This is a genomic window from Mesorhizobium sp. P2_D1 (assembly GCF_056404455.1).
The window spans coordinates 1-16,057 of the sequence record NZ_JBFUDZ010000087.1 but is presented as its reverse complement, the minus strand read 5'-3'; the positions used below and the strand labels follow the sequence as shown (position 1 = coordinate 16,057).

The following is a 16,057-nucleotide window of genomic DNA, read 5'->3' as shown; positions in this document are numbered from 1 at the left end:
TCTATCTTTTCGGCCTGACAGGGGACGACCTGTTAGGCGGGCTCGTATCGCTGGTGGCGTGCACGTTGCTTTTCAACGCTTTGGCGAAGGATAGCTCAAACCCATAACCGTGCGTACGAGGTCGAAGCAGAATCGGGTCCATCGTGCATCACGATGCTGGCGTTGCGGATCGATTGAGGAATCCGTAGAAAGAAAGGGCCTCAGAGTGGCGTCCTGCGCTGCTTTGGCCGGTATCTCTCGATGAGCCTGACCATATCGATTTCGACCGTCACCAGCGGTCCCAGGTCGATTGTCACCGTCTCGCCATCGATCCGGGTGACCTCGCCAACAAGCTCGATCTGATCTCCCCGCTGCACCTTGGTGCGGATCGAATGCGCAAAATCATAGCTTCGGATCGATTGCGGGCAATCATAGTTCGGGACCGACACGCTGACGCGCTCATCGTCAATCCGCCTGCGCACAGTGGCCGTGACCCCCACCAGATCTCCAATGCCAATTGCCAAAGTCATGCAGCGTACCGGCCACTCCGGTGGGTTTGTTACTGCCGCACTGATTAATTTATGGGTATATTAGCAACTGCGCAATTACGCCTATTGGCGGTAGAAAGCCGTTGGCGACCACACGTTGCCTTACCTCCGAAGCGGGACGTGGCGCGGAATATGCGACGGCATCATCATATCGGGGAGAGGATCGCGAACGGAGCCTACGCCGGTTGAACCGGCGCGGCCCCGCTGAGTGGTTTCGTCAGCTGGCTTCAGTTCTTGCCAGCGCCGCCGGCTTCCTGGAGTTTTGCCAGCACCTGGTCAAGCGAGAAGCTGCCCGGCTTCTGCCGCGGCGGGAACGCGACAAAGCTTTGAATGTACTGGCCTACGAAGGCCTGCGCCGGCATGAGCAGATACGTCCGATCGAAGCGCCACCTGATATATTCGGCCCCTTCATGCTGGGCGCGTTCAAACGGATCGGCTCGCAGGTCGAAGATCTTGGGCACCCGCAAGGCTACGAACGGTTCCTGCCACACGTCGAAGCCCTCCGCCCGTTGCTCCAGGAAAAGGATCTTCCAACGGTCATAGCGCAAGGCGGCGAGGTTTCCGTCGTCGGTCCAGTAGAAGAACTCCTTGCGAGGGTCGGGGCCGGTACCGGCCAGCAGATCGTGCTGGTCGTAACCGTCGAGGTGGACCTTGAAGGTCTTGCCCGCAGCCTCGTAACCGGTCAGGAGCTTCTCCTTGACGTCCGGCTCGCCGGCTGCCGCTACCAGCGTCGGAACCCAATCCTCGTGCGAGACGATGTCATTGATCTCTGTGCCAGGCTTGACGACCCCCGGCCAGCGGATCATGCCGGGAACGCGGTAGCCGCCCTCCCAACTGGTGTTTTTCTCGCCATGGAACGGCGTCGTGCCGCCATCGGGCCATGAAAAAACTTCGGCGCCGTTGTCGGTGGTCCACAGCACGATGGTGTTGTCGGCAATACCTAGATCGTCCAGCTGCTTGAGAATCTGGCCGATATAGCCGTCGAGTTCGACCATGCCGTCAGCCTCCAGTCCCAAGCCGGTCTTGCCTTCCGAGTCGGGCTTGAGATGGGTGTTAATATGCATGCGGGTCGTGTTGAACCAGCAGAAGAATGGCTTACCGGCCTTGTGCTGCCGATCGATGAAGTCCTTGGCCGCGCCCAGGAATTCCTCATCGACCGTTTCCATGCGCTTTTTGGTGAGCGGGCCTGTGTCCTCGATTTTCTGCTTGCCGACCCGGCCGAAGCGGGGATCTTCGGTGGGATCATCCGTGTCGGTGGCGGTGCATTTGAGCACGCCGCGCGGGCCGAATTTCGCGCGGAACTCTGGCGATTTCGGATAGTCCACATTCTCCGGCTCTTCCTCGGCATTGAGGTGGTAGAGATTGCCGAAGAACTCGTCGAAGCCGTGGACGGTGGGCAAGAACTCGTTGCGGTCGCCGACGTGGTTCTTGCCGAACTGGCCGGTGGCGTAGCCCTGCGGCTTGAGCAACTCGGCGAGCGTCGGGTCCTTCCCGGACAGTCCTTCCGGGGCGGCCGGCAGACCGACTTTGAGCAAGCCGGTGCGGAAGCAACTCTGCCCGGTGATGAACGCCGCGCGTCCTGCGGTGCAGGACTGCTGGGCGTAGAGGTCGGTAAAGATTGCGCCCTCTTTGGCGATGCGGTCGATGTTGGGCGTGCGGTAGCCCATCATGCCTCTGTTGTAGGCGCTGATGTTCCAAAAGCCGATATCGTCGCCAAAGATGACGAGGATGTTCGGTTTGCCACCCGCCGCCTGCGCGGGCTGGATCGACGGCCGCGATGTGAGGGTGGCGGCTGCCGCCGCAAGTGCGGTGCCTCCAAGCAGGACGCTGCGTCGGCTGAGGGTACTGCTATCGATTTCGTGTTCTTGCTGCTGTTTGGCCATTGCTCGCTCCCTTGGGCACGCCTACCCAAGCCAGTCTTTAGCGGCCCGACATCATGTCACCCTGCGACTGGCGATGACGCGAGGTAAGTACGTTACTGTTACATCTCGCGGCGTAAGCAAGGTACGCCCTTGATTGGCGTGGCTCTTCGGCCAACCCGGCCGTGCCGATGCCCGAATATGCCCGGCGGCGCGACAGGATGAAGGCCAGAAACTGGGTGATCCCTCGGCGACCGCACGGGCGATCCCGGCGGTCGTGGATGAGCCGGAGCGGCCGCTGCGCCTGTTGCCAGGGGGACCATTGCCGAACAGACCTATTCCAGGCGCCTGGCCACCTGGGAAGCCTGGGCACCGGTTACCACCAAGCTCTGGTCTACCGCCGTCCCAGCAGGCTCTTCATCCGGATACGCAGCAGGCGGGCCATGTTGCGGGTCTCGCGGTAGAGGTGCAGTTGCGAGGCGGCCTGGCGGGTGAGGCGGTCGGCGTCCGGCGTCAGGCCGATCACCAGCGTGCCCATCGGCTTGCGCTCGGTCCATAGCCGGCTCATCACCGGATGGTCGGGCATGGCGCAGGAGTCGGTCATCATGATGTTGGGATCGTCGAGATGCTGCCTGGTCACCTCGATCATCAGCAATGTGCCCGGCGAATAGGCGGCCAGCGTCTCGTCGTAAGCCGTCTTCCAGGTGTAGGCGACGCCGGCTTCGACATACACGATCAGGCAGGCAATGGTGCGGCCGTCCAGCGTCAGCGAATGGATGCGGCACATGTCCTGTTCGGCCAGCCGGTGCACGGCCTCGCGGGCGAAGGCGGCGCGGTAGCGGTCGATCGCCATGGCGGTGCGTTCGCGGCCTTTCCAGCCGGCCGCTTCCAGCGTCAGGAAGCTTTCGATGGCGTGGCGGATCTCATCGGGGCCGCGCGCCACGACATGCTCCAGTTTGCCGAGGTCGCCGAGGCGCCGCTTCAGCCGGCGGAACTCGCGAAAATGATGCGCGCGCAGTGAGGCCTTCAGATACTCGTCGCCGTCGGCTTGGCTCTCCAGCGCGGGGCGCTGGGTCTGGCCGGTGGTGACCAGCATCAGGCCGCGCGTCTCGGCTACGGTGGCAAACAGGCTCGCCACCGGGCCGTCGAGCCGGATATCGGGCAGGACGAAGACTTTCGGCAGCTTCAGGTGCGGGCGTGACAGCATCGAGAAGAAATCCTCGACGACGCCGACCGGGTCGTCACGGTCGACCAGCGGCGTGCCGAGCGGACCGAACGGGCTTGACCATGTACGCATGACCGGAACGCCGAGCGGCATCCCCGGTCGCTCCACCGAGAACGGCACCAGAAGGCGCAGCCGGTTGCGGTATTCGTCACCGTCGCGGATCACCGCCAGCCGCACCTCGCGATCCTCAAGCCGGGGCATGGCCGGCGCCAGGAAACGCGGGTTGAAGAAGACGTTCGGCTCGACCGTGCGGGTGCAGAGGTAATCCAGTTCCTCGACCAGGTCGAAGCCGGCCGATGCCGGGTAGATGGCGAGTTTGCGCTCCGGCCGGTTGTTGGCGAGGATCTCGATATGGGCGGGGTCGGGGTCGCGGGTCAGCCCGGCGAGGCCGGACACCATGGCGCCGGCCGTGCCGCCGCTGGTTTCCTCAAGCAACGGGATGGCGGCCATCACGCGGCTCCTTTCGCAGGCACGAAGATAAGCATGACAATGCCGAGCTTGCGCCATACGGTGAAGGACAGCGCACAGGCTTCGAAGATCATGGCAAAAGCGGTGGCCATGGCCGCGCCCCACAGGCCGAAATGCGGGATCAGCATCACGTTGAGGCCGATGTTGAAGGCCAGCGTCATGGCATAGACGGCAGCGCAGATGTTCTGGTTGCCGCTCATTGTCAGCAGGCTTTCGCACGGACCGACGGCGGCCCGCGCCACGACGCCGAAAACGAGCAGGAACAGCAGCGGATAGCCACTGCTGAATTCAGGGCCGAACAGCACCAGCATCGGCTCACCCAGCGCCAGCACCAGCATCGCCATCAGCAGCGAGGGCCAGAACGTCCACGATACGGTCTCGCGGGCGAAGGCGGCGAGCTTTTGCGGCTCGCCATGGGTGAACTGCGCATAGCGCTGGGCAACGCCGGCCTTGACGGCGAAATAGACGAAATGCACCAGCGCCAGTGTCTTGACAGTGGCGAAATAGACGGCGACGTCGTTGGGATCCATATAGGCGCCGACCATCAGCACGTCGGCGTTGGTGAGCAGGAAAAAGAAGCTTTCAACCAGGAAGATCGGCAGCGACACGAGGAACCATTGCGCGAAATGGACCTTCATCGGCCCGGCCGGAATCCGCCTTTCCATGCGCTGGGTAACGCCGATGAGCTGACCGAGCGTGGTGACATAGGTGGCGGCGATCGAAGCGAAGATGGCGGTCCTGGCGTCGGGCGCATAGCCGGCGGCCAGCATCAGCGCCATGAACAGTAGGATCAGCACCGGGCGCACCAGATAGGTCGGCGACAGCGCGAACAGCGCCCATGAATTGGCGCGCGCCAGGCCTTGCAGCAAATCGGACATGGCGATCATCGGCAGGCAGATGACGCCGAGGATGAACGGCACCACGTAGTAGTTCTCGATCCATGGCGCGGCCAGCCAGACGCCGAGCGCGCCGAGCCCGGCGATGAGCGTGGAGGCGATCAGGACGAACAGCCGGCTGGCCAGCACGATGCCACGCAGTTCGGCCAGCATGCCGCGCTCGCGGTATTCGGGGATGAAGCGGATGACCGAGGTGTGGAAGCCGAGGCAGGCGAGGTTGCCGACGATGACCATCGTCACCCAGACGAGGACGAAGATGCCGTATTCGAACGAGCCCATCCAGCGCGCCATCAGCACCTGGCTGACGAAGGCGATGACGGCGCTGATGATGCGGATGGAGAAAGCGATGACCGACATGCGGCCGGCCTCGCCGCGTTCGTCGGCGGTGAACAGCACGGCGTCGATGCGGCCAAGCAACGGCCCGATGCGCAGCGCCAAACGCTGCGGCAAGAACCGCCCGGCTGTCGTGGCCGCGGAAAAGCGCACCCCGATTACTCTCCGTTTTCCGCCTCTTTTTCAGGCGTCGGTGTAGCAAGGACACATTAAGAAACGGTTGGGTGAGGAGTGGTCCGCGCAGCGGACGAAAAGCCAACGATTTGGCTTTTCGAGCGACGAACGGTGAAGACCCGGTCCGCCTTCGGGCGGATCAAAAGGTTTGGTGGACCTTTTGAAGGGATGAACGCCCGAAGGGCAGGGAGCCATAGCGAAGGGCCGGGAGGCCATAGGGGACGCAGCACGCGCATTCTTCACGCCGGTGGCATGGCGAAAGGCGAGTGAACGCCGGGGAGTTGCCGTAGGCAACGCGCCCCCGGCCGGCGGGAGGCGATTGTATATTTGACAGACACATTTGGCCTAGTTAGCCCATTTGCGCTACGGTCCCTCGAAACGGGAGGGTGTCGAATGTGGATAGATCTGAAGTCATCGCGGACCAGCGATGAAGGCCGGACTGCGAAGGGCGAGCTTAAGCTTTCCAAGCCAGAGAAGAGCAAATCTGGTGCCGTCGTGGTCCACGCCAAGGGTGACAGAGCGCCCAGTCAACATACGCCAGCAACAGAGTACGTCCTGCAGCTGGATATGGAGCCCGAAGAGGTGGCCGTGATCTTCCGATTTCTGGTGAAGTCGAGCGACAAGTCCGATGACTTCAAGCGAGTTGCGGTAGCTGTTGTGGACGAACTAATCCGCTAGCGCGAACCGGCTCCAAGAAAGTGATGGGACTTCGTTGGGAATCGCCGCAGTTTTGGACGTAGTGTCATCACACTTCGGTTGGCGGATACCGTGGTTTTCGACAACGGCTGTTTTGACCCTGTTTATGTATGCCTTCGAGTCTAGCCTAAACTATCCATGATCGGGTCACCCTTCAGAAGCTACGCGCCGACATCGAAGCTCGTAGCTGAAGGCGCTACCCAGCCGTAGGGAATGGTCGGCCTCTAACGCTGGGAGTGTTTCCTCAGCCCCGTTTGTGCCCCGTTTGCATGTGAAACCGACGCGTGCGAGCCACTGACATCTTGGGGGCTCAATTTTTGTGCGGTGCAGAATATCGTTAGTGCACATTCGACTTTTTGAGTCGATTATTTCACTATCAGAGTGAAACGCGCAAAAAAATTGCGCGTTGGTCTTGAAGACTCCTGACACGCGCTTAAATACTGTCTGTTTACCAGTTTTCTTAACGGTAAAAATGAGCGGCCCGGCAGACGCGCTAACATCTGTCGGGCCTTAAGACACCACCTTTGCGGTGGAGAAGTGATCACTTGACTGTCAAATGGGGACCCTCCCACCCCAAGTCAAGCGATTTCTTCATCCGCCGCATAACGACATCAAGAAAGGCTTATGTCGATATGCCGGAAATGAAAGTGATACTCTTCAAAAAGACCCGTATCCGCGTCGATGACGTGGGTCTTGTTTGCCTCAACGACATTCACATCGCCGCTGGGTTTTCTAAGAACCAACATCCGCACGACTGGCTACGACTGCCCAACGCAGCGCGCGAGGTTGAGGCCGTCCTACGCCGAAATACGGGCAAATCCCGTAATTGGGATAAGGACGAAATCAAATCCGTCTACTATACAAAGCGCGGTAGCGGCGGCGGCACGTGGGCTCACGAAAACATCGCCCTCGCATATGCGGCCTATTTGTCTCCCGATTTGGCCGTTGAAATCCGCGATGTCTTTCTTCGCTATCAGCGCGGCGACGAGACGCTCATCCCTGAGATCATCTCGCGCCGGCCGGCCAATGACGACAGAGATTTGCACCGGCAAGTCGGAAAGGCCGTTCGGAAACGTTACACGCAAATGCTCGATGAGCACGGGGTAACCGAGCCCATCGAATACGCTATCTGCACCAATGAGACCTACAAGGCGCTTTTTGGGGCTACCGCCAAGCAGCTGAGAACCCAACGGGGCTTGGCCGCCAAAGAGAATATCCGGGACAATATGTCTTTGAGCGAGTTGGCGTACACCATGGCCTCAGAGGCGCTCGCCAGCGAACGCATCGAGCATCAGCGGGCAGATGGCTTCGTTGAGTGCAGAGACGCGACGACGGCGGCTTCTAAGTCGATCACGAAGGCCATTGAGACCGACAGGGATAGCCGCCAGAAGAAGATCGTTGCCAGGAAATAGCCTATTTCGCCGCCGCCTTCGATTCTTCCTGGGCGGCGGCCCCTTCGCCACGTTCTTCAACACGCGGTCAAAGTTCTCCTCTGACTCGTCGGTTTCGAGATCGCGGGCCGCAAGCTTTCGCAGATTTGCGCGGATTGGCGGATGTCGAAGAAACCATCCGCGGACGACGCGACGCCCGGCATGCCATCGCTCCCAGCGAGTGACATGTGACAATCGCAAGCGTCAGCGCCGCCCCTCATCCGGCCCTGCGGGCCACCTTCTCCCCGTATAGAGACGGGGAGAAGGGAAGAGGGCGTGCTTACGCGTATGCGCCGTGGCAGTGCTTGTACTTCTTGCCGGAGCCGCAGGGGCAGGCTTCGTTGCGGCCGACCTTGCCCCAGGTCGCCTGGTTGTTCGGGTCGCGGTTCTCGGGAGCGACAATCGCGGTCGTCTCCGGACGGACCAGGAGGGCGGTCTCGCCGCCGTCGAAATCATTCTCCCCGGTGGTGCCGTCGATATGCATGCCGAACATGTCGGGCGCCTCGGGCGGCGGTGCTTCGGCGGCCTGGCGCACCAGTTCGACGCGCATCAGCTGCGCGGTGACGGCCTGGCGCAGATTGCCCAGCATCGCCTGGAACAGCTCGAATGCCTCGCCCTTGTACTCCTGCAGCGGATCGCGCTGGGCGTAGCCACGGAAGCCGACGACCGAACGCAGATGGTCGAGATTGACGATGTGCTCGCGCCACAGATGGTCGAGCGTCTGCAGCACCACCGAGCGCTCGACATAGTTCATCACCTCGGGGCCGAAGCGCTCGGAGCGCTCCTTGGCGGCGGCGTCGGCGGCCTGCGCGATGCGCTCGCGGATATCGTCCTCGGCGATGCCCTCTTCCTTGGCCCAGTCCTCGACCGGCAGGTCGAGATTGAGGAATTCGGCGACCTCGGCCTTCAGCCCGGCAACGTCCCACTGCTCGGCATAGGCGTTTTCGGGAATGGCCTTGGCGACGATCTCGTCGATGACGCCCTCGCGCATCTCGCCAATCGTTTCCGAGAGGCCTTCGCCGTCCATCAGTTCGATGCGCTGCTCGAACACCACCTTGCGCTGGTCGTTGGAGACGTCGTCGTATTTCAGCAGGTTCTTGCGGATGTCGAAGTTGCGCGCCTCGACCTTCTTCTGCGCCTTTTCCAGCGCCTTGTTGATCCAGGGATGGATGATCGCCTCGTCTTCCTTGAGGCCGAGCTTCTGCAGCATGCCGTCCATGCGCTCGGAACCGAAGATGCGCATCAGATCATCCTGCAGCGACAGGAAGAATTTCGAGCGGCCGGGATCGCCCTGGCGGCCGGAGCGGCCTCTGAGCTGGTTGTCGATGCGGCGCGATTCGTGGCGTTCGGTGGCGAGCACGTAGAGGCCGCCGGCGGCCAGCGCCTTTTCCTTCAGGCGCTCGACGTCGTCATTGATTTCCTTTTCCCGCGCCTCGCGCTCGGGTCCGGCCGGCATGTCGCCCAGCTCATCGGCAATGCGCATCTCGGCATTGCCGCCGAGCTTGATGTCGGTGCCGCGRCCGGCCATGTTGGTGGCGATGGTGATGGCGCCCGGCTTGCCGGCCTGGGCGACGATCGCCGCTTCGCGCTCGTGGTGGCGGGCGTTCAGCACCTCGAAATCCTTGAAGCCTTCCTTGCGCAGGCGCTCGGCCAGCTGCTCGGACTTTTCGATCGAGGTGGTGCCGACCAGCGTCGGCTGGCCCTTGGCGCTGGCTTCGCGGATCTCCTTGACGATCGCCTTGTACTTCTCCTCGACCGTCCGGTAGACCTCGTCGTCCTCGTCCTTGCGGACGACCGGCAGGTTGGTCGGGATCTCGGTGACGTCGAGATTGTAGATGTTGCCGAACTCCTCGGCCTCGGTCAGCGCCGTGCCGGTCATGCCGGAAAGCTTCTTGTAGAGGCGGAAGTAGTTCTGGAAGGTGACGGAGGCGAGCGTCTGGTTCTCCGGCTGGATCGTCACATGCTCCTTGGCTTCGAGCGCCTGGTGCAGGCCTTCCGAATAGCGGCGGCCCGGCATCATGCGGCCGGTGAACTCGTCGATGATGACGATTTCGTCGTTGCGGACGATATAGTCCTTGTCCTTCTGGAACAGCCGGTGCGCCTTCAGCGCATTGTTGACATGGTGGACGATGGCGACGTTCTCGACGTCGTAGAGCGACTCGCCCTTGAGCAGGCCGGCATCGCGCAGCAGGTTTTCCAGCTTCTCGGTGCCTTCCTCGGTGAAGATCGAGGTCTTCTGCTTCTCGTCGATCTCATAATCCTGCGGCTGCAGCTGGATGATGAAGGTGTCGATGGTGTTGTACATTTCCGAGCGGTCCTCGAGCGGGCCGGAAATGATCAGCGGCGTGCGCGCCTCGTCGACCAGGATCGAGTCGACTTCGTCGACGATCGCGTAATTGTGACCGCGCTGCACCATCTGGGCGCGCTCGTATTTCATGTTGTCGCGCAGATAGTCGAAGCCGAGCTCGTTGTTGGTGGCGTAGGTGACGTCGGCGGCATAGGCGACGCGGCGCTCCTCGTCGGACAGGCCATGGACGATGACGCCGACCGAGAGGCCGAGGAACTTGTAGACGCGACCCATCCATTCGGAGTCGCGGCTGGCGAGATAGTCGTTGACGGTGACGACGTGGACGCCGTTGCCGGCGAGCGCGTTGAGGTAGACCGGCAGCGTCGCGACCAGGGTCTTGCCCTCGCCGGTGCGCATCTCGGCAATGCCGCCATTGTGCAGCACCATGCCGCCGATCAGCTGGACGTCGAAGGGGCGCATGCCGAGCACGCGGCGCGCCGCCTCGCGGGCGGTGGCAAAGGCGGGAACCAAAAGGTCATCGAGCGTGGCACCGTTGGCGATGTCCTGGCGGAATTTCGCGGTGCGGCCGACCAGCTCCTCGTCGGAGAGTGCCCGCATCTCGTTTTCCATGGCGTTGATCGCCTCGACACGGGGCCGGGTCGATTTGACCCGGCGGTCGTTGGAGGAACCGAAAACCTTACGGGCGAGACCGCCGAGACTGACCATCCAATGGTCCTTTCGATAGAATTCTCAATCTTGAGACGGACGCCGGCTGGCCCCATCAAATCCACGTGAACGCACCGCTTGAATACGGGCAAACACAAAAAGCGCCCGGAAAACGGTTCTGGACGCAAAGTCGTTGGACAGATAAGAGGGGGCTCAACTGATGTCAACGCCGCGCTGGCCCTGCCGGTCGCGCCAAATTCCGCCACAATCCGGCTGATCTGGAAACCTTCCGCCCTCATAATCCCTTACCGGAGTCATCTTATGTCCTTGTTGTTCCGCCGCGCGTCGCTTGCCAGCCTTGGCCTGGCCTTCGGCTTGTCGGCCCTTTCGTTGTCGCCGCTGATGGCGCAGACCGCTCCCGCTCCAGCGGATGCAGCAGCACCTGCCCCGGCGGATGCGGCAGCACCTGCCCCGGCGGATGCGGCAGCACCTGCCGCGGCACCGGTCGATCCGAACACCGTGATCGCCACGATCAACGGCCAGCCCTTGACCGAAGCCGACCTGGTGCTTGCCGAAGGCGAGCTGTCGCAGCAGTTCGCCCAGCTGCCGCCCGAGCAGCGCCGCGCCGCGGCCCTCTCGGCGGCCATCGAAATCCGCGTCATGGCCGCCCAGGCGGTCACCACCGGCCTCGACAAGGATCCTGACTTCCAGCGCCGCATGGCCTTCCTGCAGCAGCGTGCGCTGCATGGCGAGATGGTCGAGAAGGGCGTCGTCGACAAGGTCACCGACGCCGAGGTTCGCGCTCGCTACGACCAGGAAATCGCCAACACACCGCCCACCAACGAGGTGCATGCCCGTCACATCCTCGTGAAGACGAAGGAAGAGGCCGAGGCCATCATCAAGCAGCTCGACGGCGGCGCCGACTTCCAGAAGCTCGCCAACGAGCACACCAGCGATCCGTCGGGCAAGACCAGTGGTGGCGACCTCGGCTGGTTCGGACCTGGCCAAATGGTGCCGGAGTTCGACAAGGCGGCTTTCGCGCTCCAGGTCGGCAAATACACTGAGCAGCCGGTGCAGTCGCAGTTCGGCTGGCATGTCATCAAGCTCGAGGACAAGCGCACCAAGCAGCCGCYGGCATTCGACGACGTCAAGGATCAGGCCAGGCAGGCGGTCATCCGCGACAAGTATTTTGCGCTGGTCAAGTCGCTGCGCGGCGGCGCCAAGGTCGAGATCCCCGATGAGAAGCTGAAGAAGGCGGTCGATACGCTGGAAAGCGCCAAGTAAGCCCGAAGTTTTTTGAAAGGGCCGCGGCAGCCAAGGGTTGCCGCGGCCCTTTTTGTTTGACTGCGCCGGCCGATTTTCACTTTCCAGGCGCTGCTATGCCTCGCATCACGTAGCTGACCGTCTTGCGGATCGTGGCTTCGTCCTCGTCGAGCCGGTTGGTCAACAGATGCTTCCAGGCGAAAGAGGCGATCAGGTCGGCGACCAACGCTGAATCGATGTCGACGCCGATTTCGCCCCTCGTCTTGGCGCGTTCGATTATCTGGCCGGTATGCGACGTTCGGCCCAGTGCGTAGCCGGCAAGTGCCGCGGACGCCGCGTCATCCGACTGCGCCTCGGCGATCAGCGACCGGAACACGCTGCCAGACGATGTCTCGCGCCAGTGGGCGAACAGGTTTTTCAGGAAGCCGACGAGATCCTCCTCCAGCCGCCCGGTATCGGGAACATCGACGCGCTTCTGGCGCTGGTAGACTTCGAGCAGCAATGCGGCCTTGCTCGGCCACCAGCGGTAGATGGTGGGCTTGCCGGCGCGAGCCCGCCGCGCCACCGCCTCGATCGAGAAACCGGCATAACCGGCCTCGACCAGCACGGCCTCGGCGGCTTCGAGAATGGCATCGGCGCTGTCTGGGTTGCGCCGCGCGCCGATCGATTTGCGCGCCGGATCGACGTCTACGCCCATTTCTGTCGTCCTCGCAATAATTTCGCCGGCAATATACGCGACCCGGCGATCAAACGAAACGCCGCGTTTTCAAGCTGCTGGAGGCAGCGGCGGCGGCAGGGGCAACGATCCCGGGTTAACGGGTTCCATAGAAGCCTTCGCCGCGTGTTGGTTGACGGAGCATCAAAAGCAAAAACCCGCCTGGGCGGCGGGTCACTGGCGCAAATCAGCACCATCCACAAATATGTAGCATAGTTGCCCTCACTGGTCAAGGAAAAAATTCCTATCTACATGAAACGCGACCGGCGCAAGGGCTGCCGACACCGCTGGATTGGCCGCCAGCCGATGTCTACTGCATCGCTTGCGATGTCTCGGACTCGATGCGCCAGCCGCTGTCTGCCTTGACCAGGCCAAGCGTGACGCGTGCCTTGCCGGTCAGGCGCGCCGCCGACTTGTCCTTCGGCAGATAGTCGTAGCGCATCGCAAAGACGGCCTCGGCGCGATCCTCGCCATGCGGGGTGACCTCCAGGCTGCCGGGCTCCAGGCCAAGCGACCAGGAGGCCCACTGCGCGAACCAGTCGGCCTTGACCCTGGCGATGGCGTCGGCATCGTAGCGCGTGCCGAAAATTGTGGCGGAGGGGCCGTAGAGCCGCTTGACGGTCTCGCTCATCGCCTTGGTGTCCGGCGCCAGATAGTCGCGGCGCACGAATTTCTCGATCGAGCCCTTGTCGTCACCGACGGATCGTTCAAGTGCTGCAACTTCTGTCGGGGGTGCCGGAGCCGCGGCCGGCTTCTGCGGCTGGGCGGGTTGTCCGTCCGGGACGAATTCGAAGCGCTCGAGCAGCGAGCCTTGTTCCCAGGGGCGCTGTGCCTCGCGCGTCTGCGAAACCACGTCGCGGCGCACCGCGATCATCATGTCGTTGATGCTCTGGCCGGGCTCGGCGATGTGCCGCAGCAAGGCTTCGGCGAAGGGCGAGTTTCGCCCGCTTCCGTCCATGGCGACCGCGCCAGGTGCTGTCGAGAAGGCGATGAACGAGCCGCGCGTCGAATCGAACTGCGCCAGCCCGGCCAGCGCCGTCGCCGAGCGGGTGGTGGCGGTGCGGCTCAGGCTGCGGGCAAACGGGTTGTTGCGGCAGGCATCGAGAAACACCAGGCTGACCTTGGTCTGCTGTTCCATGATGTCGAGAACCTCGTCGATCGGCACGGCCTCGAGCTGCAGCTTGACCGGCATGTCGAGCCTGGCGTCGACCGGCACGATGTAATTGCGCCCCTCGACCTGCAAGCCGTGGCCGGCATAGTAGAAAAGCCCGACGCCGGCGCCTTCGAGCGCATCGGAGAACGCGCCGATGCTGCGTTCCAGCTCGCGCTTGCCGAGATCATTGCCTTCAATGACCTCAAAGCCGATGGAGCGCAGCTTGTCGGCGATGTCGAGCGCGTCATTGACCGGATTGGCCAGCGTGCCGGCTTCGGCATAGGTGCCATTGCCGATGACCAGCGCCACGCGCCGCTGCGGCTGAGCATCGGCGCTCAGCAGCAAAAGTCCTAGAAACGCCCATGCGAGGATCGCAAGCCTGCCCATGGGGAAGATCATAACGTCATCGGCCCTCGCGAAGCCAACGGATTTGAAATGCAGGCTTAATTCCGATTGGGTTTCCGCCCCTGGCGACAAGCGAAAACGCCCTTGCGCCCGCGCGTCGTATCGGGCAAACCGGCCTTCCCTTGCGATTTTCCCGCCCGAGGTCCCCATGTCCACGACGATTTCGCCGCTTGCGCCGAAGAAATACCCCAAGATGCCGGCCATCGAGGGGGTGCGCATCGCCACCGCCGAGGCGGGGATAAAATACAAGAACCGCACGGACCTGTTGACCATGGTGTTCGATGAAGGCACCGCGGTCGCCGGCGTGTTCACGAAATCGAAGTGTCCCTCGGCGCCGGTCGATTTCTGCCGGCAGAATCTCGGCGCCGGCAAGGCGCGGGTGCTGGTCGTCAATTCCGGCAACGCCAACGCCTTCACCGGCAAGAAGGGCCGCGAGTCCACCGCGCTGACGGGCGAAGCCGCGGCCAAAGCCGCCGGCTGCAAGGCGAGCGAGGTTTTCCTGGCTTCGACCGGCGTCATCGGCGAGCCGCTCGACACCGGCAAGTTCAGCCATCTGTTGGCCGGACTGGTCAGCAACGGCAAGCCTGATTTGTGGACCGAAGCGGCAAAGGCGATCATGACCACGGATACCTATCCGAAAGTCGCGACCGCAATCGTCAAGCTCGGCGACACCGACGTCACCATCAACGGCATCTCCAAGGGCGCCGGCATGATCGCGCCCGACATGGCAACGATGCTGTCCTTCATCGCCACCGACGCGCCGATCGCCGCACCCGTCCTGCAGGACCTGTTGTCGCGCGGCACGGCCAAGACCTTCAACGCGGTCACCGTCGACAGCGACACCTCGACCAGCGACACGCTGCTGATCTTCGCCACCGGCAAGGCCGCAAAGCGCGGTGCGCCAGAGATAACCGACGCCAAGGATGCGCGCCTCGGCGCGTTCCGCCGGGCGCTCGGCAAGGTGCTGAAATCGCTGGCGCTGCAAGTCGTGCGCGACGGCGAGGGCGCCCGCAAGCAGGTCGAAGTCACGGTCACCGGCGCAAAATCGGCACGGTCGGCCAAGCGCATCGCGCTGTCGATCGCCAATTCGCCGCTGGTCAAGACAGCGGTCGCCGGCGAGGACGCCAATTGGGGCCGTGTCGTCATGGCGGTCGGCAAGGCCGGCGAGCCCGCCGACCGCGACCGGCTGTCGATCTGGTTCGGCGACAACCGGCTGGCGCATGAGGGCGAGCGCGACCCCGGCTATTCGGAGGAAGCGACGTCGGCCTATATGAGGCGCGACGACATCCGCATCCGCGCCGACATCGGCATCGGCCGCGGCAAGGCGACGGTGTGGACCTGCGATCTCACCAAGGAATATGTCGCCATCAATGGCGACTATCGGAGCTGATGGCTTTGGCTTCCAGGCATCCGGCAAGCATGCTCGCGATCGTCCGCCGCTACGAGGCGGCCGGCTTTCGCGCCTGGCCAGCAGCGGCCGTCCACTATGACGGCACCTGGGTGGTGCGGCTGACCGCCGGCCATCCGGCCAAGCGGTTGAATTCGGTCAATCCTCTCGATCCCGGTGACACCCAGCATATCGCCGACCGCATCGGCCGTGCCAGCCGCCGTTTCGATGCCTATGGCAGGCCGCTGACATTCCGCATGTCGCCGCTGTCGGGTCCCAGTCTCGCCAGTCATCTCGACCGCGAGGGCTGGAGCCGATTCGACGAGTCGCTGGTGATGCGGCTGCCGCTGGCCGACGCGCAACTCGATGCCGCCATGGACCAGATCCCGCTGAAGGACATCAGCCGCTTCATCGGCGCGTCGCTCAAGGTCAGCGGTTCGGACGTATCGCTGCGACCCGGCCTATCGGAGATCATCGGCGCCATCCAGCCCGAGGCCGGGCTGTTCGCGCTCGAAGACGGAGCCGAGCCGCTGGCGACGCTGATCTGCGTGCACGATGGCGATCTTGCCGGCC

General features: G+C 63.0%; 12 protein-coding genes. 5 read left to right on the top strand and 7 right to left on the bottom strand.

The features are described from left to right. Positions 1 to 200 precede the first annotated feature (200 nt). The 4 genes from AC1D0I_RS31195 to AC1D0I_RS31180 all read right to left on the bottom strand — a co-directional run bounded on the left by AC1D0I_RS31195 (position 201) and on the right by AC1D0I_RS31180 (position 5,461). Complete coding sequence (locus AC1D0I_RS31195) at positions 201 to 479, bottom strand: hypothetical protein (protein WP_477399955.1); 279 nt, start codon at positions 477 to 479, stop codon at positions 201 to 203. A 275-nt stretch (positions 480 to 754) separates the two neighbouring features. Next, positions 755 to 2,410, bottom strand: coding sequence for an arylsulfatase (locus tag AC1D0I_RS31190; RefSeq protein ID WP_477399953.1), 1,656 nt, complete (start codon positions 2,408 to 2,410; stop codon positions 755 to 757). Between the two features lie 370 nt (positions 2,411 to 2,780). Then, positions 2,781 to 4,061, bottom strand: a complete 1,281-nt coding sequence (locus AC1D0I_RS31185) for a GNAT family N-acetyltransferase (protein WP_477228427.1) — start codon at positions 4,059 to 4,061, stop codon at positions 2,781 to 2,783. Further along, on the bottom strand, positions 4,061 to 5,461 hold the full coding sequence (locus tag AC1D0I_RS31180) for an oligosaccharide flippase family protein (protein ID WP_095084838.1): 1,401 nt from the start codon (positions 5,459 to 5,461) through the stop codon (positions 4,061 to 4,063). The genes AC1D0I_RS31185 and AC1D0I_RS31180 overlap by 1 nt, the downstream gene beginning before the upstream one ends. A gap of 414 nt (positions 5,462 to 5,875) precedes the next feature. On the opposite strand from AC1D0I_RS31180, the gene AC1D0I_RS31175 reads away from it, so the two are divergent. After that, entirely contained in the window at positions 5,876 to 6,160 is a 285-nt protein-coding gene (locus tag AC1D0I_RS31175) for a hypothetical protein (RefSeq protein ID WP_477399951.1), read from the top strand. A gap of 563 nt (positions 6,161 to 6,723) precedes the next feature. Next, a complete protein-coding gene (locus AC1D0I_RS31170) occupies positions 6,724 to 7,590 on the top strand; it encodes a KilA-N domain-containing protein (RefSeq protein WP_477399949.1) in 867 nt (288 codons plus the stop codon). A 298-nt stretch (positions 7,591 to 7,888) separates the two neighbouring features. On the opposite strand, the gene secA is transcribed toward AC1D0I_RS31170, so the two are convergent. After that, on the bottom strand, positions 7,889 to 10,621 hold the full coding sequence (secA, locus tag AC1D0I_RS31165; RefSeq protein WP_477399947.1) for a preprotein translocase subunit SecA: 2,733 nt from the start codon (positions 10,619 to 10,621) through the stop codon (positions 7,889 to 7,891). A gap of 261 nt (positions 10,622 to 10,882) precedes the next feature. On the opposite strand from secA, the gene AC1D0I_RS31160 reads away from it, so the two are divergent. Beyond that, positions 10,883 to 11,845, top strand: coding sequence for a peptidylprolyl isomerase (locus tag AC1D0I_RS31160; RefSeq protein WP_477399945.1), 963 nt, complete (start codon positions 10,883 to 10,885; stop codon positions 11,843 to 11,845). A gap of 76 nt (positions 11,846 to 11,921) precedes the next feature. On the opposite strand, the gene AC1D0I_RS31155 is transcribed toward AC1D0I_RS31160, so the two are convergent. Both AC1D0I_RS31155 and AC1D0I_RS31150 read right to left on the bottom strand, forming a co-directional pair. Further along, entirely contained in the window at positions 11,922 to 12,521 is a 600-nt protein-coding gene (locus AC1D0I_RS31155) for a TetR/AcrR family transcriptional regulator (protein WP_477399943.1), read from the bottom strand. A 328-nt stretch (positions 12,522 to 12,849) separates the two neighbouring features. Then, positions 12,850 to 14,079: a caspase family protein gene (locus AC1D0I_RS31150; protein WP_477399941.1), complete on the bottom strand. Its 1,230-nt coding sequence runs from the start codon at positions 14,077 to 14,079 to the stop codon at positions 12,850 to 12,852. A 166-nt stretch (positions 14,080 to 14,245) separates the two neighbouring features. Between AC1D0I_RS31150 and argJ the strand changes: the two genes are divergently transcribed. Next, complete coding sequence (gene argJ, locus AC1D0I_RS31145; RefSeq protein WP_477399939.1) at positions 14,246 to 15,487, top strand: bifunctional glutamate N-acetyltransferase/amino-acid acetyltransferase ArgJ; 1,242 nt, start codon at positions 14,246 to 14,248, stop codon at positions 15,485 to 15,487. Between the two features lie 29 nt (positions 15,488 to 15,516). Then, positions 15,517 to 16,057, top strand: a 541-nt coding sequence (locus tag AC1D0I_RS31140; RefSeq protein ID WP_477399937.1) for a GNAT family N-acetyltransferase, incomplete at its 3' end; no start/stop codon positions are given.